This window comes from Mycolicibacterium mageritense (assembly GCF_010727475.1).
Lineage (GTDB): Bacteria > Actinomycetota > Actinomycetes > Mycobacteriales > Mycobacteriaceae > Mycobacterium > Mycobacterium mageritense.
Genome location: NZ_AP022567.1, coordinates 4,256,347 through 4,282,742 on the forward strand (window position 1 = coordinate 4,256,347; position 26,396 = coordinate 4,282,742).

Genomic DNA, 26,396 nt, shown 5'->3' on the forward strand with positions numbered 1-26,396 from the left:
CCCAATGTAATGATGCTCGGGTGAGTCGGAACTTTTCAGCCGGTACTGCGATCACGCTGGTCGGTGCCGGGGCCCGGGGATTCATTCTCTATCGCGCGTTTCAGCAGTTGCGGCGTCGTGCAGTCGACCCGGACATGAAAGATCCTGGAACGAAGCTGACGCGTTGGTTGTCATGGATACCTCTCGGGTCGGTAGCCGTCGTGGCGGCGATCGGAGTTGCGGCGGTGTGGGCCTGGGGCATCTTCGGTGTTCTCCTGACCATCGCGTGTGCGCTCGTTGTCGTCGTTGTCGCGACTGTCGTTGCCGCCTACCTGTGGTTGGCCGCTGAGGACTATCGCCGGAAGGCTGGCTACATCATTTGTGAAGCTGACTATGACAGTGCGCCGCGGCAGATCAAGTCGACTATGCGACGGATCTATCGCTCGGCGCGGACGGTGCGAACGGGACGTGCCCACCAGGACGGAATGTTCGGTGAACTGGAATTGGAGCGGCTTGTCTTCACTGCGGCGCAGCAAGCCGTCCTCAGTTCTGACGTTTCGGCTGGGATACGGGATTTGAAGCCCGACGCCGGACCGGCCGATCGCGAACTCATTGCCGATGCCGATGCCCAGATCAAAGAGATTGCCGATCACCTAGTGGAGGTAGAGGCAAGGTTGAAGCGGACCGCTTCAACCGCAAGCCGCTTGTCCGAAACTGTTGCCGAACCCGAGAGGCGCCGGGAGGCTCAGAAGGCTGCCGACGAAGCTCCTGCTGCTGCGGAGGATCGGCGCCGACGGGCACATGAAAAGCTTCAGCGCGCTACCGCCGAGGCAAAAGTGAAGACGCCCGTCGACGCAACGGACGTTGAAGACCGCGTAGCCGCCGTCGCAGCGGGCTACGAGGAAGTTGCGCGGATTTCGAAACAAGCCCTCGAAGGTGGGAGCTCTCGAGGGGAGAACTCAGTTGAGGGGAACGCTGTGGCCGGTGCCGACGACGGCGGAAAAGCAGCACGCACAGCGGCCATCAATGCAGCGAAAACATCTGCGGGACAGGCGACAAAGCTCGCATCGGCGGCGGGCAGAGCTGGTGCCAAGAAACTCAAGAAGTTGCTAGATGACCAGTGACGGAATGCGACGGGTCTGTGCGAATCGCCGTGCTGGTTTTGCGTCCGACAAAGGTGCCACCGGCCGGGCCGAAGTTGTGATAGGAACGCTTCCAGCCTAGGAAACGCCCAGCGAGCAGGATGGGAGGGGCGGCAGGATGCCGAAACTGGTCAGCAAGGAAGATCGTCTTGAGCGGCTGGTCGCCAAAACGCGCAAGCGCATCGACGACAATCCCCAGGCCACACGGTCACTCTCGCAAAGCCCCGACAGCAAGCTTGGAACGCTCGTACGGGAAGCCGGTTACGAGCGCAGCTCGGCCAAGCTGCTGCAGACGTTGGAGCAGCGCCTGATGGACTGCGGAATCGCGACCTACCCTGAGCTCACCGATCCTAGCAATACCTCGGCGACCAGGATCCACTTCTTTGACCGCAGCGCGCCAGTTCCGGGGTACCAGCTGCCACGGCATCTATTCGATGAGGAGAAGCAGTTGTCGCGCTTCCTCTTCATGAACAAGGACGTGCTGCCGTATTGCAAGAAGAACAACCTCCAGATCCGCGGCCCAGAGGTACGCATCGCGGGTGACTGCCGTATCGACCTCCTTGCGGTGGACAAAAAGTCCGACGAGCTTGTCGGGTTTGAGCTCAAGGCAGGCAACGCCGACCAAGGGGTCGTTGCGCAATCGGCCAAATACATGAAAGCGCTTTTGGCGCAGGCGAAGAGCGAAGGCCGACCAGGTGCTCGGCTGTTAATTGTCACTGGCCAACCTGATGAGCGTCTCGCCGAGCTGGTCCAGGATGTTGCCAAGAAGTATGGTGTGGAAACCAGCTGGTTACTGTACAGCGTGACGATCGACCTTACCGAGATCAAGTGACCTTCACCGGATTCGACGACGAGTTTCACGCGTCCAAGTTGTCGCTCAGTCGCGCGATGAAACCTCTCGACATTGGGTGCTTTGTGCGTCGACCGTCGGAGTCGGCTATGCGCCAAGTCCCTCGAGGAACTCCTTGACCAGGTGACCGACGCTGTCGAGGTCGCTCGTAGCCGTGCGCTTTGCCAAGTCGCGCAGGGTGTCACGTAACTCCTGCTCACTCTCCGAGAGGTCGTCGTAGTCCTCGTCAAGGAAGTAGGCTGCTGCCGTGGTGGAGAGGTAGCCGACAAGATCGAGGAACAGTTCGAGTTGCCTTGCTGCCTTCGGTATGTCGACGTTGGCGCCCATCATCATGGGCACGATGTCGAGGTCGGTCTCCCATAGCTGTTTGTCGAGCTTGTCATTTCGCAGTGTGAGAGCGATTCCTTTGCCGACCTCGGGGGAGCTATCGCCCCTTGCTGCCCGTACTTCGTCAATGAGTTCGTGAAAGTCCTCGTCTCCCAAGGAATAGCCAACAAAGACCATGCGTCGCATCAGCAGCAGGCCCTGAACAAGTCCCATCAGCGCACCGTACTGGCGGGGCATGCTCAGATAGTCTGCACGTGTGAGGATCATTTTCGCGGGCTCGTCGATGCTGCCGTGTAGCTTCAATAGCCAGTGACCATCGGTATCGCGGGGATTGTTTGGTAGGACAGAGATGTCGCGACCGCGAAGTCTGGATGCCGACTCGAAGAGATTGTCAAAGTTGGTGGTCACCGCTTCCTTGCTTGGTAGTGATGCCAATAGCCCGTGCACCAGGGAATATCGCTGGAACTTGCGTAGGTCCGTTGCAATCATCTCTTTGAGGCATCCACCTTTGCGCTCGAGCTCGCGTTCGATGAGGGTCGCTTGGTCACGTAAATCTCTTCTGGACAGCCGCTCTCGTGTGTGGTCGTCGAAGCCTGACGCCTTTGCGCCGTTGTCGAGAAGACCTTTCCAGTCGGGTAGACCGGCGCCCGCGCTGACTCCTGCGCCGATGAACAGGACAAGTTGGTGCTTGATGGCTTCGTCGGCGAGTTTGCGTGCTTGCTGAATGAGTTCTGGGTTTGCCTTTTTCGCGAACTTCCATGTGTTGGAAAGGTTCTTGGTGCTGATCAGTGCCCGCCGTGCTCGTTGTGCGGCGGCGTATGGCTTTGTGCCGAATGTAACGAGAACGATGTCGACATCGAACTCGTCAGCGAGGGAGGTGAGCGTTTCGACAAGCCCCAGAACGAGGTGGCCCTTTTTTCTTGAGCCGCCGCCGCGACCGGAGCCAACCAGGTTGACGGCCAGCCGCTTCTTTGGCCATTGGTAGATACGGTCGCTGTCATCAAGGGATTTGAGTTCGCCGGAGGCTCGAACGACGAACTCGCGCACCGTCGGGGCAAACGCGGAGAACTTCGATGTTTCGCCCACGTGGCCGACGTTGCCGAGCCATATCTGCGGCTGTCCACGCTTTGCTTCCAACGGGTGAACGCTGCAGGAAGCCAGAGACTTAGGGATTTCGTGGTCGCGGCCCTCGATGAGCGAGGCCCAGGCACGCTCGATCTTTGGTCGACCATCCGTTGGGAGTAGGACTGCATCGCATGCGACCTTGGTGAGGTCGCCGTTGATGATGAAGAGATGACCGCCCATGCGCGAAGGCTAATCGACCGCGTTCCGTGGCATGGCAGAAATTGCGGTCGCGCCCACGCGATGACTTCCGAGTTTACGGTCAAGCGACGCTAGAAGTCCCACGCGAATCGGGCAGGCTTAGGCACCAAACCACAGATGGCCTACTGTAGGCGGCTCGGATCTCTAACCGAAGCTGAAGTCGACCATCGGTCGACACCGCAGAAGAGCCTCGTTCACGATCAGGCGGGACACGTTTCCTGACCGCTGCTTCGTTGTACGCGACGCCGTGCACGTGGAGGCTCAGAGTCAGCGAGTTCACTGAGGCGCAGCGCTGATGCCCACCGGCGGCGGTTCGCTTATTGAGCGTGCCCGTCGCGTGGTAGGCGGATCGTCAACGAGCTGAGCCCGCCGACTGCCTCGATGGCCCGACGGAATCGTGTCAGTTGATCAATGACCCAATCGATCATGGCGCCCCACTGCTGCTCGTCGGCGACATCGGTGAACGGCGATCTCACATAGATTGCGGTGGACTTCATTCCGGGCTTCTCATCCCACTCGGCCGACTCGCCGAGTGCCTGCTCGAACTGGTCCTTCTTCTCCTGTAAGGCCAAGAAACGAGCTAGATTGAGATCGGCGTGCCCGTTGAAGTTCAGCTGCACGCGCAGCCCATCATTGGCGAAGACAATCGCGAAGACGACTCCACCAGTCCCGGTGGCGAGATCATAGAAGTTGTCGCGGCTCGGCGTTCTGCGGCTGGTCCACGCGGGCTGGCGTTCACCAAGTGTGGTGAGAAACCTGTCCCAGAAATTCCAATAGTGCTGTGATTTCTCGCTAGTTCCCGCTGTTGCATTGGCGGTCTTAACTTGCTTGCCCCAGTCGTTGGGTTGCGCTGCCAGAACGAAATTGGGTGCGGGGGCGGAATCACCGATCTTGACGACCTCGATCTCGACGCCGAAGAATCGCGTGTCGGGATCGGTGTGCTCGTTGAGCCAATCCAGGGCCGCGCGGTGCTCGGACCGAAACCGAGTGGCGACCCACACGATCGTCTTGGGCTGGGTGCCGGCGGCGTAGGTGAGGATCTGGCCGAGGTGCGTGTGATCGGAGCTTTCCAGTTGATTCTCGACGATGACCACGCTGTCATCGGACAGATCCCGGCCGATGAGATCCAGGGAGAAGTCGCCGACCGGATGCTCGGCGACTTCGAGCTCCAAGTCCATGCCGAGGAGGTCGCTGAGAACATCGACGTTCTGCAGCAACCACGGCGTGAAGTTATGAGCCTCATGCGGCCAGACCTGCCTCGGCGGGACGACAGTCAACCGGCCGAGCTCAGGAATCGACATCTCCTACCTCCATTTGCCGAGTAGCTTCGAGACTTGACCGCGAAATCATGTGTGGCCGCGCATGACACTAGCCTCGGTTGAGGTAGCTGCATCGGACTTCTGGATCATTGGCGAACGGCCCGGCCGCGGCTTCGGCGGCACTCAGTGCTGCTGACGGGGTCAACCCGGTTGCGCCGTAGGCGTTGTTGAGTGGTTCGGCGACATCCCATGCCACGGCTGCGGAACTGGGGCCGCTCGCCACCACATAGCAGTCTCCGGCTGGCTGCATTTGTGCACACAGCCGGAGAGCGGCGATCTCCGCGTCGGCTTGCGAGTAGCCCGGGCCGCCACCCCAATCCAGGGCTTCGTGTGAGGCCGACTTCGCCACAGCGATCCACCCGATATCAGCAACTGCCGGAGGGGCAACCGCGACAGTAACCCCGAGCATCAGACTTGTGACAAGCAAGGGGGCACTACGGCGGATCATCCCGGCTCCTCGGTCAGTTCGGTCCTCACCTTGAGGATTCCGCGCACCCTGAAATGTTCCTGGGAGAATTGGCACTGTACCGATCAGACCCAAATTGGGATGTCGGTCGAACGGTGGACTTTTCGTCATGAAAAGGCTTGACGTGCCAAAATGTCGGACCCGGCGCCTATTCTGTGGGTCAGGTCGCCCGGAAAGCATCCGGTATACGACGCCTCGGTCACCGTGCCGTCATCCGATGAGCCGTTCGGATCCGACGAGAGGGGAAGCGTTGAGTGATGACACTCTTGATTGGAATTTCCCGACCTTGGCGCTCGTTTGGGACAGCGAACGTCGAGCCATCATCGCCGGCGCCGACAGATTAGAGGCACTCCCGGACGAGGAGCGCGCCTTGTCCGTCGCGGCGTTGGCCAAACGGGTCCGCGAGCTCACCGGTGCTCTCGAAGACGAATGGCTCGTCCGAGTTGCCGTTTTCATGGTTGATGATCTGTACAAATCCCTCTTCTACGGGTTCCGGTGGAGTGGTGGCGTTTACGACTACATCGCCTCGACCGCAGGGCAGGTCGTCAAGGAGTTGGTGAACCGAGGATTTGTGTTGCACTACGTCGTCGACAGCGTGCAATCACAAGCGGACCTCGCAGAACGCCTCGCATTTCTACCGGGTGTCTTCGAGGCTGCCGGCTTCAAGGTGACCGGCCCACAGTTGATGGCGATGGAGTTGATGCAACGGGTTGACGGCAAGCCTGGCGACTTATCGGTCATCCCGGCCTACCGCGAGGAAGGGCACCACGTCGCAGATATGTTCATCGCACGATGTCACCAGGAACGTCGCTGCTCGGTGTACCTCAACCTGGACCTGGCCGACGACGCACCGGCGTTGTCCCTTGATGTAGCACTCTCACAGGCGTCGACGCCTGGCGTCATCGTGGTGTACCGCAACCAGCCCCCATTGCCAGGATCGGCCGCACAGGTCGCGTTACCGCCGGGCCTCACGGTGGCGGATACGGAACGCGGCGTGCCGTCCTAGCTCCACATCTCGGGCCCGCCGTGGCGGTCCGTAGCGTCGTGTGTCTCGACGTGTACTCATCGGAATCCCTTTCATCCATTGTTGCTCGACGTAACGAGGCGCCCAGCATGACCGAGATGCCCGACCAGCGACGAAGGTTGGGGCGGTGACATACGAACGGATGACATTGTGGTACTGCCGGATTCACGTACAGTTTCCACGCTGGCGTGCAGATCCGGGCGACCTCAGCGGATTGGAGTCCAACACGATGACTGACGGCAAGCTGGTCCGTGACCTGATTCCGGACCTCATTCGGAAATCGGGTCGCTCGGTTGAGGTGCGCCGGCTGGCCGGCGACGAGTTGGTCCAGGCGCTGGTCGACAAGCTCTGCGAAGAGGCACAAGAAGCCGCCGGCGTGGTCACCGACCGGGAGAGGCTGATCGACGAGCTGGCCGACATCTCTGATGTTCTGTCCGCACTGTTGAAATCCAGGGGAATCGATGAACAGGAAGTCGCGGACGCGGCGCGGGCGAAGGCGTTGGAGCGTGGTGCGTTTGAGTCGGGCACGTGGGTGGTCAGTGCGGTTCCGCAAGCGGTCCGGCGATACACCGCGAAGAACGTGCAGGGCCAACGCAACCGGTGGATCCCCGAGCGGTGGGTCGGCGTCTTCGCCGGGCACGAAGAAGCGCACGCCGACTTGGCGGCACATGTGCAGCAGGCTGGTGGCATCGCCCGCAGCTTCCTGCACGCCCAATCCCAGCGGGATCCCGTCGACCTGTTCTTGATGACGATGGCGTGGGGATATCAGCCGAAAGACTATGGCCCACAACGCACCGCGGCCGTGTTGGGACGTGAGGGTGCGGCGGACAGCATCGCGGCGATCGTCGAGCTGACGCGAAACAAAGGCGCCGCAGCCGGGTGGAATGCGTTACTGAACACTCACAAGATCACCGGATTCGGCATGTCGTTCGGAACCAAGCTGCTTTATTACGCCGGATACACCACCGAGCAGCGGCCCCGTCCGCTGGTGCTCGACGAGCGGGTCCGCGCTGCCCTGGCCGTTACCGCCCCCGGTACCGTGCCGGCCACCGGACTCGTACGCAAAGCTGACTACCTGCGTTATCTCGAACTGGCGGAACAGTGGGCCGACGATCCACTGTGGCAACAAGAACCGGATGTGGTCGAGTACGCGCTGTTCGCACATGGAGGCAAAGAAGGATGACTCGCAGTTCTCCGAAGCCTGGTGCGCATGCGGCTGTACTTGACGACGACCTCCTGGACCGCATCGCCGCCGTCGTCGAGAGCGGCAACGAGATTCAGACGCTGAGCATCAAACGCCCCAACTGGATTTCGTCGTTCAATCGCACTGGTGTGTGGGTGGAGACCGAGCGATCGAAGGCTCGGGGTACCGGTCCGCAACTGGTGCCGGCGTGGATGATCGTCGTGGCCTGGGAGCGGTTGTGCAAGAACGGTGCGCTCAGTCAGATCGAGCTGCTGAACGACCTGAACGTCAAGCGCTCTGCGTTTGTCTGCGCATTGCTTGCCCAGTTTTCCGACGTGGTGATACTGCAGAATCGCCCGACCGTTCTTGAGAGGACCGCGACTCCGTGAAGCACACCATCAGGACGCCGAAGCAGGGCTGGGAGTACTGGCGGCTGAACCGCATCGACGACGACAGCATCGAATGGCTCGCGTTGACTCGGCCTGAGGGGCGGGCCGGGATTGACAGAACCAAGGTGTGGACATTGATCCCGGACCGACGGATATTCCTCGCCAACTGGATCGTGACCGAGGACCATCACCGGCAGGAGGAACCCGGGATCTGGACTCACGAGAACATTGACATCGTTGAGGCTCGTGAGATTGCGCTTGAGGTGCCACAGGTGTCTGCGGACGCACTGGCTCGGATTCTGCGGCCGGAACGGTGCCTCACTCTGGACCAGCTCGATCGGTATCCCGCGGAGAAAATTCTCGGCGTCCGCGTTGCCAACGCGCTCGGTCGTCGGCGCTAGCGTCGAAACCCAGCGGTCCTCGACGCAAAAGTGACCGCCGCTCGCCACAGCCTGTCGGACGGTACTGGTAGACCTTTGGCCAGATCAGGATGGAGGTACGTTCATGGTGAACGAGCCGGCGGTGCGGGTAGACCGCGACGCGTTGGTGCTGGGCCCGGTCCAAGTGAGTTTCCAACGGACCCTGCGGATCCCGGAGAGCGGGCTGCATCCGCTGCCACCCGGGCTGGGACGGTTCCCGCTTCGGCGGGTCCAGGATTATCCCGACACCGCCCCGGCCGAATGGCTGGCCCACGGTGGGATCATGCTGCCGGTCTACCAACGCGAGGCCATGTGGTTGTCGTTCCACGCCGACGAGCCGGCCGCGCTGCAGGTCGGCGTCGGCAAGGTGTGCGCGGTCAGCGGGAAGGCGTGGCGCCAGCGCCTGACGCGGCGCTCGCAGAACTATGTGGCGCTGCCGCGCCAGCCGTGGCTGGACGGCATCAACGCCGGCGACGGGTTTATCCGCCAGTTCGTGGCCGTCCCGCTCGGTTGCGGCGCCACGGTGGAAGGCCAGGTTACGGGCGAGGAGCGCCACGGCGGAGTTCAACTGCGCGCCGTCGGCCTCACCGCCGAGGCGCTCGCCAAATGGCGGGCAGAGCGAAGTGCCATGCGCGAGTGCATGGTTGAGTTCGATGACATCATGCCGGCGCCCGCAGGCATGGGCCTCGGAGCAGGTGGGCGGATGCGCCAGGAGGTATACCGCGACGAGCGTGACTTGTCGGATTACGACGAACAGCGCTGCTGGCGGGTCTTCGTGCACTTGTGCTCGGCCGCCCAGTGGACGGCGATCACCGGCGAGGTGCCGCCGCCCACGCCTGTCGACCGTGACTCGTATGTAGAGGCGGGGTTGCCGTGGTTCGACTACTACGATTCCGACGCCGCCGACCTCGCGCCAAGTGTCACGTTGGCTCAGGTGAAGACCGTCGGCGATGTCCTCGGCAAGGAGGCCGACGCGTTCCAGCCCGTCGACCCGGCCACCGTCATCGCGCTGAAGGACGCCGGCGCTGACGTCGTCACCGACGGTAAGTGGTAGACGAGCCCGCTAAACGTGCACCATGGCGATATGCCACTCTCTGAAACGACGCTGCTGCAGGCGGCCGGCGACGTGGTTTATGCCCGTGGCGAGGACTACGTCCGGTACGTCAGAGGGCTTCGCACCACCGAGTTCAAGGCCTACGCGTCGATTCAGGCCAAGCGGGTCTACACCGTGGAGCTGGACTGGTCCGGTCCACTGCCCGACGGAACCTGCACGTGTCCGCACAATGCCGACGGCAACTTCTGCAAGCATCTGGTCGCCGTTGGACTCGCGGCGATCGACAGCGGCCGGGTTGCCACCGACTCCCACACGGCCGACGATGCGTTGCAGGCAGCAGTCCAAGCGATGGACGTCGCCGAGCTTCGCGACCTGATCCTCACCGTTGCCCAGCGCGATGCCGGGGTACGTCGGATGCTGGAGATCCGCGCCACGACCGCGTCGGGTGACGATACGCAGGCCAAGGCAGAGTTCGAAGCCTATGTGCGAAACATGTTGACGTTCCGCGGATGTATCGACTATCGGCGTTCTTTCGAGGTCGCGAGAGCCGCTAGTGACATGCTCGACGAACTCGAGAACCACATCGACAACGGGGCTGCTGAACTCGTGCGGCCGGCATTGCGGAGTGCAGTGACAAAATTACGCGACATCATCCAACACGTCGACGACTCCTCAGGCTCCATCGCCGATCAATGCCAACGGGCCGCCGACCTCTACGCGCGGGCCTGCCGGTTGGGTGAGCCCGACCGTGCCGCACTCGCGAAGTGGCTGGTGAAATTCCGCGCCGACTCACCAGGGTGGCCGAACCTGGTCTTGGCAGATTTCGTCGACGCCTTTGACGACAAGGCACTCGCGACCTACCGCCGGGCGGTGGCGGCGCTGGACCGCAAGCTCGCAGACCGTGATCACCTCCACCGGTTCGAAGCCGACGCCATGATCCTGGAACTCGCCGACCACGACGGCGACCTCGACCAGGCCATCCATCTGCTCAGCCAGGGGGAACACCCCCAGTACGGGGCGATCGTCGACCGGTTGCGCGCCGCCGGACGCGACGACGATGCGGTGGCCTGGATCGATCGCGCAGTGACCGAAGGCCGAACCAGCAGCCACGGCGGCGGCAACGAATACTGGCTGAATCCCGATGACGTCGCCAAGACCTACGCAACCCTGGGACGCATCGACGATGCGATCGCCGTCCTTCGCGCCGACTTCGTCCGCCAGCCCACGGTCCAGAACTACCGCGTCCTACTTGATTTCGCCGCCGGTGTTGACCGCACCGACACCGAACATGCCTGGGCCTTGGCCCACGCCGAACAACTGGCGCCCGACCGATTCGCCGCCGGTGCGGTCCTGGTGCAGCTCCACATGAGCGACGGCAACATCGAAGCCGCGTGGCAGGCCGCCGACCGGTACGGTCCCGGCTGGGCGTGGAAGGAACTGGCCGTCCGAGGCGCCGACGCGCGGCCTGTCGCGGCGGCTGACCTGTACCGGCCGGGGCTTGAGAATGATTTGCGCTACCCCGACTCCAAGCTGTACCCGGACATCGCCGACAGGCTGGCGACAATGGCTCAACTCTACGAAAAAGGGGGTCGCAGCGATGATTTCGCCTCATTCATCGCCCAACTCCGCCAGGACTACGGCCGGCGCCCCGCCCTGATGAAAGCGCTGGACGCGAAGAAACTCTAAACCGCACCGTGGGTTTCGACGTACAGCGCATAGAGCGAGTGCGAAGCCGCCATATAGAGGCGGTTGTTCTCCGGCCCGCCGAAGGTGAGGTTGGCGCACCGTTCCGGGAGACGGATAAACCCGATCGCCTTGCCGTGCGGGTTGAACACCATCACACCGTCGAGATCCTCTGACTTGCCCCGGAGTTGGAATACCTTGCGGCCGCCGACGTCGGTCGGCTGGTCCTCGAGCGCACCGTTGCTGCCCCAGCCGCACCACAGATTGCCGTCGCGGTCGACGGTGAACCCGTCGAGCGCGCCCTGGTCGGCCGCATCGATCAGCTTGGTCTTGTTGCCAACGGTGCCGTCGTCGGCGACGTCGTAGCTCCAGAGGCTGCGGTTCGGCGTGCCCTTCCACTCCACGACGTAGAGCTTCTTCTCGTCGGGGGAGAAGGCCAGGCCGTTCGGATTGACCAGATCGGTGATGACCGCGGTGACCTGGTTGTCGGGGGTGACCCGATAGACGTTGGTGGTGGCCTGCTCGGGTTCGGCGCGGCTGCCTTCCCATTCGCCGTTGATGCCGAACAACGGATCGGTGAACCAGATGGTGTCATCGGACTTCACCACGATGTCGTTGGGCGCGTTGAGGCGCTTGCCGTCGAAACTGTCGACCAGAACCGTGATGTCGCCGTTCTTTTCGGTGCGGGTGATGCGACGCGTCTCCGAATGCTCGCAGGTGACGAGCCGGCCCTGGCGGTCGCGCGTGTTGCCGTTGGCGTAGTTCGCGCCGCTGCGGAACACCGTGAAGCTGTTGTCCTTCTCATCGAACTTCATGATCCGGTTGTTCGGAATGTCGCTGCAGAGTAGGTAACCGCCGTCGGGGAAGTACACCGGGCCCTCGGCCCAGCGCATGCCGGTGGCGACCTGCTCGAGCGTGCTCGAATAGATCCGGTACTTGCTGAAGCTCGGATCGAGGATCTCGACGGCGGGGTCGGGGTAGCGCAGGTTCGGCTGGAACGACGGCGGCTCGGGTGGTGTCGCGGGCTGGGGCGGCGGCGACTGGGGCGCGGCCGGCTGCGCGCATGCGCCGGCGGTCACGGTGGCGAACACGGCGGCCGCCGAACCGAGGAGCATGTTGCGCCGAGTCGTGTACATCGAGCCTCTTTCCGATAGGGTCCGCACCGGCCTGATCGTTGAGCGTGAACCTACGCGGGATCTGGGGGACGGTCTAATCCCTTTCTGATATCGATCGATGCGGCTCCGGCATTGATGTGTCGACGAACAACGCACGTGCAGACACGATTTCGCGCGGGCATGCTGTCGGCACCGGTGACTTGTCAGACCCCGTGAGTAGCCTCCGCGTATGAGAGACAAACGACGAGCGCGCGAGGCCAAACAGGCCCGCCGTGACGTGCGGCGGGCGGCGAGACGCGCCAGGAATAATGCTGCCGAACCGACGCTGATGGATATCCTGCGCCGCGCTGTGGCGCGTGAGCATCCGCTGCACCTGCTCAGTATCGCGAGCCTGTTCATCAACGTGGGCAAACCTGACCCGCACGGCCGGGAGAGGTATCTCGACGACGTCCTGACCAGCTGGATCGGTGCGCGGGATCCGGCGGTGACGGCGGTTCTGGCGGTGCTTGCCGAGCTTCTGGTCGACGAACCGGCGGCCCAGCTCCGATGTCGCGAGGAGGTGGCCGCGCGTAACCACGTTCTGCCACAGTGGATTACAGACCTGCCGGAGGCAGAGGCCTACAGGGCGGTGCGCAGACGCCATGTGCTTGCCGACGCCGACGAACTCGTGCTCGGGGTCCAATTCGGTCGCCACGAGCTGACTGTCGCGGTCTTCATCGACCACCTCGGATGTTCGAGCATCGCCGACGGCGGCGCCGTGCCCAAGCCGATCGACGATGTTCTCGCACGAGTGGCTGAATCCAGCACCGACCCAGAAGCTATCGAGATGAGCCTGGCGGACGCGCGAGCGTGGATCGAAGATGCGTTCACCAAACCGGCGTTCGCGCCTGAGACCGATAGCTGGCCGCTCTACCGCGCACTGGTGCAGTGGTTGGTCGCTCGGCTTCCTGAAGGCGGTGAGTGCCGGCCGGGCGTCGATTGGGACGCGATCGAGGAACTGTGCGACACGTTCTTCGCAACCCGCTCCGCGGCGCCTTTCACCGAGCGCAGCCATCAGGAGTTGTTGCTGGAGCTGCTCGAGACCGGTTCGGGCGATGCGCTGCGATGGAGCGCAGCGCGTGTCCACCAAGCGATCGGTGGCGCGTTTTACGACGGCAACATCCCGTTGGCGGTCGCGCTCGACGCCCCGGACTTGCTGCGCGCATTCATTCCATATGCACACGCGCAGAGCGGTATTCGAGATGAACTGACAGCGCGAACACTCGCGGCGATCGACGACCTGAGGTTGAGCTACAAGGAGGAGGTGCTCGAGGAGGCAGCACATTGGGGATACCTCGACGCGGGCTGATGATGGTGGCGTCTTAAACAACGGTTGGGCCGGCGAAGGCCTGAGTCCTCGGACGCCAACCGACGCCGAGATCGCAGACGTGCCCCATTTGAGTCGGAAATGACGGAACCGCATCCGATTTCACGACGCGGGATCACGCATGCGGCCGATTCGACCGACGCACAATTGGTGCGATGACGGGCCTCCAGCAACCGTTATGGTCGGAAGGTGCTGAAGAACCTCACAGCCGGCGTCGTCGTCTTTCTCGTGGCCGCGGCGCTCCTGGCTGGTTGCCGCGACGAGGCCGACGCCCCGACGGTGACCATGGACGCGTCGCTGCGCCCGTTGTTGGTGACTCGGTCCGACTTTCCGTCCGGTTGGCAGGTGCAGGACTTGAGTGACGAGATGTCAAAGAACTCAGGCGGAACGGAATCCGGCCGGGCCGAGCCCGCGCAGTGCGACGCGTCGGACAAGACCTCGCTATCGAGTGGCGTCGTCGCCATGGTCACCAAAAACCAGCAGAAGGTGCCCAACGTCATCGTGACGATCGCGCGTGAGCCAGGCAGCAACCTTGTCGCCGTCACCGAAGAGTGGCTCGCGAAGTGCTACGAATTCTCGGTGGACAAGGGTGACGTGACGGCCGAGGTGACGGTGGAGCGCATGGCCCCGCCGCCTAGCCGAGCTGCCAAGCAGGTCGGCTATCGGTTGGAGTCGCAAGCTCAGTCCGGAGGGGAATCGGTGACGGTGAAGTTCTCGGGGTACACCGCCGAAGTCGGCGAACTCGTGGTCATGTGCATCGCGACGGGCGGAGACGCGACCGGCGCGGGCGGCAAGTCGATCGCCCCGGATGTGGACATGCTCAACGAGGTGTTCGCCAAGCAGGTCGCCAAGGTCGCGACCACAAGCTGAGCGCGGTCCCCGCGAGGGCGTCCAAGGCCGCCCGCCGCACTGTGACGCAGATCACTCTAACTCCGATGTCACGAATCGTCGTCCGGGATCCGTCTGGTGTGCATCAACCGCTGCAATGAAAGGCAGAGCGATGCACAAGATCCTGATCATCGGCGCTGGGTACACGGGCATGACCGCCACGATGGGCCTGGTGGGCCGGCTGCGCGGCCGAGAGGACGTCCACATCACGCTGGTCAATCCGCAGACCCGGTTCACTGAGCGGCTGCGTTTGCATCAAACCGCCTCCGGCCAGACCCTGGCCGACCTGCAGATCCCCGATCAGCTCCAGGGCACTGGGGTCGACTTCGTCCAGGGTTGGGTGACCGGTATCGACGCCGACGCCCAGGAAGTACGCATCGACGACGCGTACGGGTTGCGCTACGACACGCTGGTCTACGCGCTGGGCAGCGTCGCCGATACCGCGACGGTTCCCGGTGTCGACGAGTTTGCCTACACCCTCAACAACGCGCAGGACGCGACCCTGTTCGCCGACCGCCTGAACCAGCTCGCCGCCGGCACCGTCGTGGTCGCCGGTGGCGGACTGACCGGTATCGAATCGGCCGCCGAGATCGCCGAACAGCACCCCGAACTCGATGTCGTCCTGCTGAGCCGGCAGACCCCCGGCGCGATGATGGGGGAGAAGGCGCGGGCCCGGCTGCACGCCGGCCTGGATCGGCTCGGTGTCCAGGTGCGCGCAGGCGTCGAGATCGTCAAAGTGATGCCCGACGGCGTCGCCGTCGACACCGGCCAAGTCGTGGAGGCGCAGGCCATCCTCTGGACGACGGGAGTGCGGGTCTCGCCCATCGCGGCGGCCGCGGGCCTCGAAGTCGACGACCGCGGCCGCATCGTCACCGATCACGCACTGCGGTCCGTCACGCACCCGAACATCTACGCCGTTGGTGACGCGGCCGCGATCCGGCAGGGCTACGGCGTCATCCACGGCACCTGCCAGAGCGGCATCCCGACCGGGGTGCATGCGGCAGCATCGATCGCCCGGCAATTGAAAGGCAAGCAGCCCAATAAGTTCCGCTTCGGCTATGTCCATCAGCCGGTCAGCTTGGGTCGCGCCGACGGGGTCATCCAGTTCACCCATCCCGACGACAGCCCTCGGCGGGTCTACCTTGCCGGCCGGTTCGCCGTGGCCTACAAAGAAGCGGTGAGCTCCAGCCCGTGGACGACGTACCGCTTGCTCAAGGTGCTGCCCGCGCTCGGGGCAGCGACATGGCGGCGCGGCGGCCGGTCGACACGATGAACGCCGATCAGCAGACGTTCGCCGAGTACCGCACCCTGTTGTTCTCGATCGCCTATCGGCTCCTCGGCTCGGCGGCCGACGCCGAGGATATCGTCCAGGATGCCTGGTTCAAGTGGTCCGGCGACGACCGTTCACAGGTCAGCGACCCGAAGGCATACCTCGCCCGCATCGTCTCCAACGCGTCGATGGATCGGCTTCGCTCCGCACGCCGCCAACGTGAAACCTACGTGGGGCCGTGGCTTCCCGAGCCGATCCTCACCCAGCCCGATGCGGCAGATGACGTCACCGCGGCCGAATCCGTGTCGATGGCCATGCTCGTGGTGCTGGAGACCCTCAGCCCGTTGGAGCGTGCGGTGTTCGTGCTCAAGGAGGTGTTCGACTTCAGCTACGCCGAAATCGGTGACGCCGTCGAACGGTCTGAGGCCGCGGTACGCCAGGCCGCCCACCGGGCCCGCGAACACGTCCAGGCTCGGCGACCCCGATTCGAAGCCGACCGCGCCAAAAAGCGCGAGGCGACCGAGCGGTTCTTCGCCGCCGTCACCGGTGGCGATATCAACGCACTGATGGAATTGCTCGCCCCAGAAGTCACACTGTGGACCGACGGGGGCGGCAAGGTCCGTCAGGCGATGCGCCCGATCATCGGCATGCGCAACGTCGCACAGTGGCTCGCCGGAGTCGCGCGACGTCCGTACGAGGGCGTCGAGATCGCCGATATGACAGCCGATATCGTCGATGTCAACGGTGGCCCGGGCATCGTGTTCAGCGGCGCCGGCCGGATCATCGCCACCCTCACCCTCGACGTTGACGCCGGCGGCCGCGTCGCGACCGTCCACAACGTCGCCAACCCCGACAAGCTGCACGCCATCGCCACCGGGGTCAAGCGACTCTAGACCGAGAAGGCGATGGCATAGCCGATGGGAATCATCGCGCAATAGCCGACGATGCCTGTCGCCAAGCCGAACAGCGGTGAGCGCCTGAGCCGTTCGGCAACGCCGGCGCCCACGACCGCCGTCGCGAAGCCTGCGGCCAGGCACATCCACGGTATGACGACGAGCACGTTCTGTCCGCGCGCGGTCAATTGACAGATCTTGTCGGTCGTGCCCTCGTGGCAGCCGTCCGTGGCCATCGCGAGCGGCAGCATCATCACAAACGCCACGACGAATCCCAGCAAGAGCAGGGCAGTGAGAATGCCGGCAAACCACGCCCAGTGCTTCGCGCTCGGCCGCTTACGTTCGGCCTGCGGCGTCGAGTCGGTCACAAACGCACCAAGCCGGTCAGCTCTTCACCGGCTCCCGCGCGGAGATCTTCTGGGTCCACTTGTACACCAACGCGATCACGGCCGCGAACGCCACGATCCCGATCACTTCGGCGGGGGTTCCGGTGTTTGCGGTGAAGATCGCGAGCGGGTCGTCGTTGCCGGTGCCGGCGACGATTCCGGCGAAGACCACACCGTAGAGGCTCTCACCGACGATCAATCCGGTGGCCAGCAGCACGCCGAGGCGCTTCTTGCGTTCGACGTTGCCGCCGGTGCGGTCAGCCCACTTGTTGTAGAAGAAGCCCAGCAGCGCACCGAGCGGGATGATCAGCGTCAGGCTCATCGGCAGGTACATGCCCATCCCGACGGCCAGCGGCGGCAGGGCGAAACGTGTTGTGTGGTTGAGGATCTCGTCGACGATGATCACGCCGACCCCGATCGCGGCGCCCAGGCCGATCAGCGACCAGTCCAGGTTGCCGCCGAACACGCCCTTGGTGAGCGAGGAGATCAGCGCGGCCTGCGGTGCGGCCAGGGCGTTCTCGGTGGCACCCGGCGCCCCGAGGAATCCGAACGCGCGCTGCATCAGATCCAGCACCGGCGGGATGATCGCCGAGCCGAACAGCACGCCGATCACCAACGCCACCTGCTGCTTCCACGGTGTGGCGCCGACCAGCTGGCCGGTCTTGAGGTCTTGCAGGTTGTCGTTGGAGATGGTGGCCACGCCGAACGTGACGGCCGTGACGAACAGGGTGAACGCCACCAGCGCGGTGGCCTGGTTGTCATCGGTGTGGCCGAACACCACCTTGATCACCAGCGCGGCGATGAGCACGGTCAGGATGCCCACCCCGGAGATCGGGCTGTTCGACGAGCCGATCAGGCCGGCCATGTAGCCGCACACCGCGGCGATCACGAGGCCGATGAGGAACACGAACACCAGGCTGGCGATGATGATCCCGGCGGCACTGCCCTGCAGCGCGGTGCCGCGGCTGAAGTTCCACAACAGCACGGCGATCGGGAGCAGCATCACCACCACGGTGCCGACGACGATGGGGAACGGGATGTCGCGTTGCGTGACGTCGACGAGCTTGCCCTGCCGGCGATCACGCGCCGAGGTCAGCGCTTCGGTGATGCCTGTGACGATCGGGCGCAGGATCTTCAGCAACGTCCACACCGCGCCCACCGCGATCGCCCCGGCACCGATGAACCGCACGTCGTGCGCGAACACGCTGTCGATGACGTCGCCGATCGGTTCGTCGGTGCCGAACGCTCCATTGGTGCGGATCGGCAGCATGATCCCGAACGAGATGACCAGGCCGACGAGCATCGCGATGCCCACGGTCATCCCGACCAGATGACCGACGCCGATCAACGCGAACGACAGGCTCGCACCGAACATCGAGCCGCCCGCGCCGACGCGGAAGTAAGCCGCCACGGAGTTGGCGAGCACCTTGAGGTTGGCCAGCAACGCGAACGCCGCCGATACCACCGAGCCGAACGCGATCACCCGGATGCCGGTGCGGTTGTCTTCGGCGCCGCCGGTGCTGTCACCGACCTTGAGCACCTCGGCGGCTGCCACGCCCTCGGGGTAGGGCAGATCCGACCCGGTCACCAGGGCGCGGCGCAGCGGGATGGAGTACATCACGCCGAGGATGCCGCCCACGGCGCACACCGCGAGCGTGATCCAGTAGGGGAAGCCGGTCCACCAGCCGACCATGACCAGGCCGGGAAGCACGAAGATGATCGCCGAGAGCGTGCCCGCCGCCGACGCGACGGTCTGCACGATGTTGTTCTCCACGATGGAGTGGTTGGCGAAGTTGCGCAGGATCGCCATCGAGATCACCGCGGCCGGGATAGTGGTGGCGAACGTCAGGCCCACCTTGAGGCCCAGGTAGACGTTGGCCGCGGTGAACACCAGGGTGATCACGCCGCCGAGCAGGATCCCGCGGACGGTCAGTTCGCGCAGTGTCGGTGTGGTGGGGGTATCGACGGCCAACTCGGCATCCTCTCGGTTGCAGCGCAAAGGCCGACGCGGCCCGCGCGGCGACCCGCTGATACACGTTAGGCCTTGGACGGCGGTGTCGCGGGCTGATCGGAACACCAACGCGAACTGGTGCCGCGGACGAGGTTGCCGGGAACGTCATTCTCGCGCCAAAGCGGGCTTCATGGCTAACGTCAGCGAACACGAATTGTCGTACCTCAATGGGACAATAGCCACATGGCGCAAACAATCCACCACCGTCTCCACATCCTCGAGGCTGCTGACTGGATGGACGGCGTCATCACGCTGTTGGAGCCGCGCTCGCCGTACCGGCCGTGGCGGTACGCGTTCGGGGAGTCCCGGCCCGGCGACTACGCGCTGATGGTGCTGGGCACGGACCCGGCCTCGGTGCTGACGCGACTTGCCCGCATCGACCACGAGGGTGCACTGGGTGGAGCTGTGGTCGGAACGTACGGCGCTGACCTGGTAGACCTGACCACGCTGGCCATGGTGCTGGATCTGAGTGACGCCTTCGTCAGTTGGCGCCTCGACGACGATGACGCCGAACGGGTGATCCTGGCACTGCACGAGAGCCCGGTGCACGGGGAGCCGCATCATCGCTGGGGGCATTCGTCAGTGGCCGCCGCGCGGAACCTGCTGCGCTTCGGCGGCGACTGTCACGGCTGCGGAGCGGCGATCGACCTCGGCGAAGCCGACGCCCGCGACCGGGTGCATATCCACACCGTCGACCCGCTGCCGCGTCCGCAGCCGGATTCGCCGATCAGAACGCCCGGCAGCCCGCGTATCCCCGGACCGTTCCGGGCGTCGCTCCGAGAATCCGCCACCGACTGGCCGGCCGTCATCTGCCGTAGATGCCGAGACCTCATGCGGGACCGGAACTTCCGTTCATTCGTCGACTTTCGGTTCGCGCAGAATCCGGAGTGCCCGCACTGCGGAGGTCAACGGACCCAGACGATTCAGTACGGCATGCCAAGCGACCCCGAATCGTGGGGACCGTGGCTGCACATTGGCGGCTGCTGCCTCAGCGACGAGAAGTGGCGGTGCTCGATCTGTGATCACGAATGGAAGTAACCATGTAGCAGAAGCAATCTGGAGATGGCATCTCATCGGTACTCTGATCCGACTGAGGCTGTCATCGATTCCGCCGGACGCGAGCGTCGCGGTGCCGCTCCCGGTGACCTCGCACCCGCAGCACGCCGCGCTCGCCCACTGACGGGCAGGCGGGCTTGCCCGCAATGTCGCGTGCTCGGATCTCATCGAGATTCACACCAGGGACAAGCAGACGCTCAGTTTTGTCCCTGGTGTGAGTCTCGGTGTGCGCTGGTCGGCTCAGGCGCCGGCAGTCCCTGTCGTGGAGTGCCCAACCGCACCAATGCCTCCCGAAACACCGGATTCGGATTCGCGTCGGGCAGAGCCGACAGCACGTCGGCCAACGCCTCGTCGGTGCCGACGCCCCGCAGCCGTGCGCCGTAGAGCGCGGCGACGGTGGGGGTGCGGCTGTATGCCTCGACGCAATGCAGCAGCACCGTGTGCCCTTGAGCGCGAAGACCTTCGAGTGTCCGCACGGCGTCGAGCAACACGAAATCGAGGTGCGGATTCTCGTCGGGATCGACCTTGTCGATCAGACGAACCTCGACATGTGACATCCCCTCGGGCACATGACTTTCCGGAATCCGGCACAGCGAGACCACCGCGTCGACCTCCGCCGGCAACCGACGCAGCGCGCCCACGCTGCCGAGCAGGACGTGTGGGTCATGTGGATGTGGAACCAGGACGTCGGCGTGGGACCACGAGTAGTCGGGGTCCGCGGTCGCTGCCTTGCGCTCGATCGCCGTCGCCAACCTCACCAGGCCGCGGGCCGTGAGGCCCGGCCACCCGTGCAGCTGCGCGCGCCACTGGGTCGGCACCGCCGAGGCGCCGTAAGCCGCGCCGAGCAAGCCGCCGGCGATCGCGGCCACGGTGTCGGTGTCATTGCCGCAGCGCACGGCCGCATCCAACCCGCGGCGGAGATGTTCGGGCCCGCCGCAATCGGTGCTGACGATTGCCGACCACGCTGCCTGCAGCGCGGCCACCAACCAGCCGTTGTTGACGAAGTCCGCAGGACGGGACGCCTCGGCCTCATCGAGGCGCTGCGCCCAGAGGTCGCGACGGACAGAGTCGATGTGGCGCAGTCCGATTCGTACGTCGAGCTCCGCGGTCAGGACGGCGTGCCGAATCGCGCAACACCACAACACGACTCCATCGGCGGCGTCGCGGTCGAAATGGGTGAGCTCGCTGATCGCCCGAGCGGCCCGGACCATGGCGCCCTCGTCGTCGAGGAAGGCAATGGCTACCGGAGCGGTCCGCATCAGCGACCCGTTGCCTGCGGTGCGCCCTGTGCTGGCGTGCAGTGCCGCCGAGACCGCACGAGCGTTGGCCGCGGTGAGGGCACCGTCGCGCGCGACCGTGGTGAGTACCGAACGGGTCTGGATGCCAACGTCCTTGGCGCCCAAAGACCATTCGTGCCACCGGGCGACGATCGCGTCCTGCGCGGCGGCGTCGCGAAGATCGGCGCCGGTCGCGGCGACTTCGGCGATCGCGACCGCCATCGCGGTGTCGTCGGTCCACTCGCCGGGCTCCCACGGACCGCCACCTGCCATCTCGACCGGTAGTTCCGGTCCGCGGGGCGGTTCGAATTCGTACGGCGCCCCCAGTGCGTCGCCGGCCGCAGTGCCCAACAACACGCCTTCGACGCGGTCGTTACGTGACGTCATGGCCACCTCCTCCATTTTGCGCAAAATTGCGCTAATTGAGATGCACTGTACGCTCAGGCACTGACATGAACAACCTCACGGACTACCCGCGGCCCTCGGTCGCTGTCGACACCGCGGTTTTGACCGTCGACCCCGGCAGCGGGTTCGTCGTGCTGCAGGTCCGTCGCGCGCAGGGCCGCGGATGGGCGTTGCCCGGTACGTTTCTGCATGAAGGTGAGATCCTCGCCGACGCAGTCGAGCGATCGCTGGCCGACAAGGCCAACATTCGCGGGCTGTCACCGCGTCAGCTCCACGTGTTCGATGCGCTGGGGCGCGACGACCGGGGTTGGGTGCTGTCCGTTGCGCACGTCGCCGTGGTGCCGCCCGAGCAACTCGCGTCGCGCTTCGCCGAGACCACGCGGCTGGTCCCGGTCCACGCGCCCGGAAGGTTGATCTACGACCACGCCGATATCGTCAGGCTCGCCGTCGACGAGGTCCGCGCCCGCTATGCCGCCATGCCCGACCCTGACGGCCTGCTCGGCGCGGAGTTCACGCTGCGGGATCTGCGGCTGGTACACGAGGCGGTGGCGGGCCACGATTTGCAGCGCGACACGTTCCGTCGCGCGATGGAACCGCACATCGTCGCGACCGGCGCCACCACCGCCGGCGGCCGCGGACGCCCCGCCGAATTGTTCCGGCGACGACCTGCCAGAGATACAACGCGTTAGACGCCTGTAAACCGTCTTCCGTACGGTCGGAACCATGGATGTGTACAACCTGGCTTTCGAATGGACGGACACCAATCGGCACTGGCTCATCGAGGTTCCCATCCGGATCGTGGCGTACCTCGTCGTCGCATTGATCGCACGGTATTTGCTACATCGCATGATCGACCGCGCCACCACCGGCCGGGCCCGCAAGGGCCGAAGTGCCGATGTACAAGTCGAATCCAAGAAACCGCCGCTGCTGCGTTACCTGCGTGATCGCGCATCGGCGTCGGCCAACAACAAGGCCGCCGAGCGGCGTCAGCAGCGTGCGCAGACCATCGGATCGGTGCTGAAGTCGACGGTGTCGATCTTGTTGCTGATCTGGGTCGTCCTGGCCGTTCTCAGCGTGCTCGGGGTGAACATCGCGCCGTTCATCGCCTCGGCGGGTGTGGTCGGCCTCGCCATCGGCTTCGGCGCGCAGAACCTGGTGCGTGATTTCGTCAGCGGCGTGTTCATGCTGCTGGAGGACCAGTACGGCGTCGGCGACACCGTCGACCTCGGGGAGGCGGTCGGGGAGGTGCAGAGCGTCGGCCTGCGGATCACCACAGTCCGCGACATCGACGGCACGCTCTGGTACGTCCGCAACGGGGAGATCGCGCGCGTCGGGAACATGAGTCAGGACTATGCCGTCGCACGGATCGAGGTGCCCGTTGCGCTGACCGCGGACGTCAACCGGGCCGAGCAGGTCGCGCTCGACGCCGCGCACGAGGTCATCGCCGACCCGTCGATGGCGCACAAGGTGCTGGGGGAGCCGGAGATGCTTGGCGTGCAAGAGTTGTCGGCAGACCTGCTCAAGCTGCGGATGACCGTGAAGACGCGGCCCAACGCGCAGTGGGCGGTGCAGCGACGACTTCGCCGCGAGATTCTCCGCGCCTACGACGAACATGGCATCGATCTGCCGTATCCGCAGGGACGCATCCACGCCGTGGTCGGTGGCCAGGCGGCCGAATAGCCGCCCGCCGGTAGTTGTCGGAGGTCTCTGTCATTCTGTTCGGCTCGCGTGTGCGGGCTATCCGAACGAGATATTGTCAAGACTTGTGGATGAGCGAGTTTCAGGCGGCCTCCTCGGTGGGTGAGGTGGAGTCGGTTTCGGCGAGTTTTCCCTTCTCGAAGGTGGCGCCGTCGCGGACCAGTTTCACCAGGTGGGGTGCGTTGACCGCTCGCCATTTCGCCTGTGCGGCCTCGATCAGCTTGTAGGCCATCGCCAGACCCGCAGCGCGGGATCCGGGGCCTTTGGTGACCTTGGTCCGCAGTCGCACGGTCGCGAAGGTGGATTCGATCGGGTTAGTGGTGCGCAGGTGTATCCAGTGTTCGGCCGGGTACCGGTAGAACTCGAGCAACACGTCGGCGTCATCGATGATCTTGGCCACAACCTTGGGGTACTTGGCGCCGTAAGCCTTCTCGAAGGCCACGATCGCTTGGCGTGCGTGCGTGTCGTCTTCGGCGTTGTAGATTTCCTGCATCGCTTTGATCGCGTTGGGGTGTGCTGATTTCGGCAGTGCAGCAAGCACATTGGCTTGTTTATGGAACCAGCAGCGTTGCTCACGCGCTTGTGGGAACACCTCCCGCAGCGCGGCCAGAACCCGAGCGCCCGTCCCCGACCGCCAGGGCCGGCGCCGTCATGCCGCGGCGTTTGCACGAGCGCAGCAGATCGGCCCACGACTCGGTCGATTCCCGATACCCATCAGCCAGGGCGATGAGTTCCTTCTTGCCGTCGGCGCGGACCCCGATCATCACCAGCAGGCATAGTTTCTCCTGCTCCAAACGCACTTTGAGGTGGATGCCGTCGACCCACAGGTACACATAATCGGCGGTGATAGCCCGGTCGGCGAAGGCGGCGGCCTCTTTCTGCCATTGACTGGTCAGCCGGGTGATCGTGGCTGCTGACAGCCCGCGCCCGACCCCAGGAACTGCTCCAGGGCGGGCCCGAAATCACCGGAGGACAGCCCATGCAGGTACAGCAACGGAAGCACCGCAGAGATCTCCGGGCTCTTGCGTGCCCACGCAGGCAGGATCTTCGACGAAACTTCTGCCGCTCACCGGTTTCCGGTCGACACGCTTGTCGTTGACCCGGGGTGCTTTCACCGCGACCGCACCGGCGGCGGTCATCACCTCACGTTCGTGGTGATACCCGTTGCGCACCACCAGCCGGTGCCCATTCTCATCGACCTGATCGACGAACTGGTCGATATAGGCGGCGACCTCAGCGCGCAGTGCCGCGGCGAGCATCTGCCGGGCCCCGTCACGCACGATCTCATCGAGGATCGAGCGGTCTTGGCCGGCCGGGTTGGAACCTTCGTTGTTGTTGACTACCGTGAGCACGAAGCGTGCCTTTCCGCCAGCGCTGCAACGCTGACTTGATCAAGTGACTACCGGGATCATATTTGCGGGAAGGCACGCCCTCCCAGATCCACAAGTCTTGATCATTCCTCTATCCGAACAGGCAGGAGACGCTCCGATGAACACCTATCCGGCACCAACGGCCACCAACGGCAACAAACTGGGGCCGACCGCGCCGCTGGTTGTGTGCGGCCGCGCCGAGCGGTCAATCGGGAAGGGTGATCCTCCGCGACCGGAAGTGGGCCCTCGCGTCGAGCTCTCGGCCCGGGAGCTAGAGATCCTGATCGCGTGGCTGCGCACCGACAGCAAGGCCGCGGTCGCCGAAGAGCTGTTCCTCACACCGAGCACCGTCCGGACGTACCTGCAGCGCGTCCGTGCCAAGTACGCCCGCGCCGGCCGCCCGGCACGAACCAAGGCGGCGTTGGCCGCACGCGCCATCCAGGATGGTTACATCGGCCTCAATGACCTGTAGGAGAGCGAGGATTCGTGACCTCACGTCACATAATGCTTGGGCTGGATCCGTGTTTCCCCCGACCAGCGATACGCCGTGAGCGCCCCGCCTTTCACAGCGCTGAAGTCCACGCACGCGGTGTAGTCCGTCCAGTCGTGTCGATGTTTGGGTGAGCCTTGCCGCCAATAGTGCCCGTAGAACACCGGGACTTGGTCTGCGTAGACATACGACTGAGAGTCGCCCACCACGTCCAGTTCGGGTAGCAGCGGGTACGGTTCGCCGGATTCCGTGGTGTAGTTGCCGCCCATCTCGGCGATGTCGCGCAACGTGCGGGCGTCGCTGTTCCACCAACGTATGCGCGCGCTGCCGCGCGAATGACCGTCCTTGTCCATGTATTCGGCTTGGCCGTGGTCGACGAGGCTGATCTCGGGCCCCTTGAGCGGGGTTTCGATCGCCCGGTAGAGCGGATGGTTCTCGTCGGACGCTGCGACGAGATGTTCCACGTCGCCGAACGGGGTGGCCGAACCGCATTCCTGCTCGACCACCGCGATCGACGGCTCATGCCAGCACGCATGCACGACGCGCAGGTCACCGAGGTCGAGCCACAGCGGAATCGTGGCGAACCACTCCAGGTACTCGCGGCGGTCCTCGCCGTCGACCTGATCGAGGAACGCCTGATGCTGTTTCATGTTCTTGGCCGACTTCGGATTGTCCGGGTCATCATGCGGGCGTAGAAACTTGCCGCTGCCGTGCGGCCATTCGGTGTGATACGCAAGGGCATTGAATTCGTGATTGCCCATCACGATCTGTGCGCTTCCCACGTCGACCATGCCCTTGACGATCTCCAGCACGCGCAGCTGCCCGTCGCCGCGGTCGATCAGGTCGCCGACAAAGATGGCCTGCCGGCTCGGGTGGCGGTATTCGCCTGCGGCAGTACGGTACCCGAGTTTGTCCAGGAGTGCTTCGAGCTGCGTGGCGCACCCGTGGACGTCGCCGATGATGTCGTAGCCATCCATGCCGTGGCCCCCTTCTGGTTGACGTCTCCGGGGTCG

General features: G+C 64.3%; 24 protein-coding genes and 1 pseudogene. 16 read left to right on the forward strand and 9 right to left on the reverse strand.

Annotated elements, in window-relative coordinates; all coding sequences use genetic code 11:
* Positions 1-20 precede the first annotated feature (20 nt).
* Both G6N67_RS20415 and G6N67_RS20420 read left to right on the forward strand, forming a co-directional pair.
* Complete coding sequence (locus tag G6N67_RS20415) at positions 21-1,103, forward strand: hypothetical protein (protein WP_036429308.1); 1,083 nt, start codon at positions 21-23, stop codon at positions 1,101-1,103.
* A gap of 136 nt (positions 1,104-1,239) precedes the next feature.
* A complete protein-coding gene (locus tag G6N67_RS20420; protein ID WP_036429307.1) occupies positions 1,240-1,953 on the forward strand; it encodes a PDDEXK family nuclease in 714 nt (237 codons plus the stop codon).
* A 105-nt stretch (positions 1,954-2,058) separates the two neighbouring features.
* Here G6N67_RS20420 and G6N67_RS20425 read toward each other — a convergent pair whose 3' ends face one another.
* The 3 genes from G6N67_RS20425 to G6N67_RS20435 all read right to left on the reverse strand — a co-directional run bounded on the left by G6N67_RS20425 (position 2,059) and on the right by G6N67_RS20435 (position 5,289).
* Entirely contained in the window at positions 2,059-3,603 is a 1,545-nt protein-coding gene (locus G6N67_RS20425; RefSeq protein WP_036429306.1) for an SIR2 family NAD-dependent protein deacylase, read from the reverse strand.
* A gap of 335 nt (positions 3,604-3,938) precedes the next feature.
* Entirely contained in the window at positions 3,939-4,898 is a 960-nt protein-coding gene (locus G6N67_RS20430; protein WP_235684053.1) for a DUF4268 domain-containing protein, read from the reverse strand.
* Between the two features lie 91 nt (positions 4,899-4,989).
* On the reverse strand, positions 4,990-5,289 hold the full coding sequence (locus tag G6N67_RS20435) for a hypothetical protein (protein WP_036429305.1): 300 nt from the start codon (positions 5,287-5,289) through the stop codon (positions 4,990-4,992).
* 334 nt (positions 5,290-5,623) lie between these two features.
* Here G6N67_RS20435 and G6N67_RS20440 point away from each other — a divergent pair, with 334 nt between their 5' ends.
* The 6 genes from G6N67_RS20440 to G6N67_RS20465 all read left to right on the forward strand — a co-directional run bounded on the left by G6N67_RS20440 (position 5,624) and on the right by G6N67_RS20465 (position 11,161).
* On the forward strand, positions 5,624-6,412 hold the full coding sequence (locus G6N67_RS20440) for a hypothetical protein (RefSeq protein WP_051578466.1): 789 nt from the start codon (positions 5,624-5,626) through the stop codon (positions 6,410-6,412).
* A gap of 247 nt (positions 6,413-6,659) precedes the next feature.
* The gene (locus G6N67_RS38935; RefSeq protein WP_179976741.1) at positions 6,660-7,613 is read left to right on the forward strand and encodes a nucleoside triphosphate pyrophosphohydrolase; all 954 of its coding nucleotides are present in this window, start codon (positions 6,660-6,662) and stop codon (positions 7,611-7,613) included.
* Entirely contained in the window at positions 7,610-8,002 is a 393-nt protein-coding gene (locus tag G6N67_RS20450; RefSeq protein WP_036429302.1) for a hypothetical protein, read from the forward strand. The genes G6N67_RS38935 and G6N67_RS20450 overlap by 4 nt, the downstream gene beginning before the upstream one ends.
* Positions 7,999-8,403 carry a hypothetical protein gene (locus tag G6N67_RS20455; protein WP_230022094.1) on the forward strand — a complete coding sequence of 135 codons (405 nt, stop codon included), beginning with the start codon at positions 7,999-8,001 and terminating at the stop codon, positions 8,401-8,403. The genes G6N67_RS20450 and G6N67_RS20455 overlap by 4 nt, the downstream gene beginning before the upstream one ends.
* Before the next feature lie 103 nt (positions 8,404-8,506).
* The gene (locus G6N67_RS20460) at positions 8,507-9,475 is read left to right on the forward strand and encodes a hypothetical protein (RefSeq protein ID WP_036429300.1); all 969 of its coding nucleotides are present in this window, start codon (positions 8,507-8,509) and stop codon (positions 9,473-9,475) included.
* Positions 9,476-9,505: 30 nt separating this feature from the next.
* On the forward strand, positions 9,506-11,161 hold the full coding sequence (locus tag G6N67_RS20465; protein ID WP_036429298.1) for an SWIM zinc finger family protein: 1,656 nt from the start codon (positions 9,506-9,508) through the stop codon (positions 11,159-11,161).
* On the opposite strand, the gene G6N67_RS20470 is transcribed toward G6N67_RS20465, so the two are convergent.
* Positions 11,158-12,294, reverse strand: a complete 1,137-nt coding sequence (locus G6N67_RS20470) for an SMP-30/gluconolactonase/LRE family protein (protein WP_036429297.1) — start codon at positions 12,292-12,294, stop codon at positions 11,158-11,160. The two genes, G6N67_RS20465 and G6N67_RS20470, sit on opposite strands and share 4 nt — an antisense overlap.
* A gap of 208 nt (positions 12,295-12,502) precedes the next feature.
* On the opposite strand from G6N67_RS20470, the gene G6N67_RS20475 reads away from it, so the two are divergent.
* The 4 genes from G6N67_RS20475 (at position 12,503) to G6N67_RS20490 (ending at position 16,690) form a co-directional block, all read left to right on the forward strand.
* Positions 12,503-13,621, forward strand: a complete 1,119-nt coding sequence (locus G6N67_RS20475) for a hypothetical protein (protein ID WP_036429295.1) — start codon at positions 12,503-12,505, stop codon at positions 13,619-13,621.
* Between the two features lie 207 nt (positions 13,622-13,828).
* Positions 13,829-14,509, forward strand: coding sequence for a hypothetical protein (locus G6N67_RS20480; protein ID WP_036429293.1), 681 nt, complete (start codon positions 13,829-13,831; stop codon positions 14,507-14,509).
* Between the two features lie 130 nt (positions 14,510-14,639).
* Positions 14,640-15,800, forward strand: a complete 1,161-nt coding sequence (locus G6N67_RS20485) for an NAD(P)/FAD-dependent oxidoreductase (protein ID WP_051578464.1) — start codon at positions 14,640-14,642, stop codon at positions 15,798-15,800.
* Complete coding sequence (locus G6N67_RS20490; RefSeq protein ID WP_230022096.1) at positions 15,770-16,690, forward strand: RNA polymerase sigma-70 factor; 921 nt, start codon at positions 15,770-15,772, stop codon at positions 16,688-16,690. The genes G6N67_RS20485 and G6N67_RS20490 overlap by 31 nt, the downstream gene beginning before the upstream one ends.
* Here the strand turns inward: G6N67_RS20490 and G6N67_RS20495 are convergent.
* Together G6N67_RS20495 and G6N67_RS20500 are read right to left on the reverse strand one after the other, a co-directional pair.
* Positions 16,687-17,058: a hypothetical protein gene (locus tag G6N67_RS20495; RefSeq protein ID WP_036429289.1), complete on the reverse strand. Its 372-nt coding sequence runs from the start codon at positions 17,056-17,058 to the stop codon at positions 16,687-16,689. The two genes, G6N67_RS20490 and G6N67_RS20495, sit on opposite strands and share 4 nt — an antisense overlap.
* Positions 17,059-17,074: 16 nt before the next feature.
* On the reverse strand, positions 17,075-19,048 hold the full coding sequence (locus G6N67_RS20500) for an OPT family oligopeptide transporter (RefSeq protein ID WP_036434465.1): 1,974 nt from the start codon (positions 19,046-19,048) through the stop codon (positions 17,075-17,077).
* A gap of 222 nt (positions 19,049-19,270) precedes the next feature.
* Here G6N67_RS20500 and G6N67_RS39275 point away from each other — a divergent pair, with 222 nt between their 5' ends.
* Positions 19,271-20,125, forward strand: coding sequence for a hypothetical protein (locus G6N67_RS39275; RefSeq protein ID WP_036429287.1), 855 nt, complete (start codon positions 19,271-19,273; stop codon positions 20,123-20,125).
* A 215-nt stretch (positions 20,126-20,340) separates the two neighbouring features.
* Here the strand turns inward: G6N67_RS39275 and G6N67_RS20510 are convergent, their stop codons facing one another.
* Positions 20,341-21,807, reverse strand: a complete 1,467-nt coding sequence (locus tag G6N67_RS20510) for an ADP-ribosylglycohydrolase family protein (RefSeq protein WP_051578856.1) — start codon at positions 21,805-21,807, stop codon at positions 20,341-20,343.
* Between the two features lie 65 nt (positions 21,808-21,872).
* Here G6N67_RS20510 and G6N67_RS20515 point away from each other — a divergent pair, with 65 nt between their 5' ends.
* On the forward strand, positions 21,873-22,514 hold the full coding sequence (locus G6N67_RS20515; protein ID WP_036429285.1) for an NUDIX hydrolase: 642 nt from the start codon (positions 21,873-21,875) through the stop codon (positions 22,512-22,514).
* Positions 22,515-22,548: 34 nt separating this feature from the next.
* Entirely contained in the window at positions 22,549-23,505 is a 957-nt protein-coding gene (locus tag G6N67_RS20520) for a mechanosensitive ion channel family protein (RefSeq protein WP_036429283.1), read from the forward strand.
* Positions 23,506-23,605: 100 nt separating this feature from the next.
* On the opposite strand, the pseudogene G6N67_RS20525 reads toward G6N67_RS20520, so the two are convergent.
* Positions 23,606-24,875, reverse strand: a pseudogene (locus G6N67_RS20525) (IS256 family transposase).
* Between the two features lie 136 nt (positions 24,876-25,011).
* Between G6N67_RS20525 and G6N67_RS20530 the strand changes: the two are divergent.
* A complete protein-coding gene (locus tag G6N67_RS20530; RefSeq protein ID WP_081812410.1) occupies positions 25,012-25,365 on the forward strand; it encodes a response regulator transcription factor in 354 nt (117 codons plus the stop codon).
* Between the two features lie 20 nt (positions 25,366-25,385).
* Here G6N67_RS20530 and G6N67_RS20535 read toward each other — a convergent pair whose 3' ends face one another.
* Positions 25,386-26,360 carry a metallophosphoesterase gene (locus G6N67_RS20535; RefSeq protein WP_036429279.1) on the reverse strand — a complete coding sequence of 325 codons (975 nt, stop codon included), beginning with the start codon at positions 26,358-26,360 and terminating at the stop codon, positions 25,386-25,388.
* Positions 26,361-26,396: the final 36 nt, after the last annotated feature.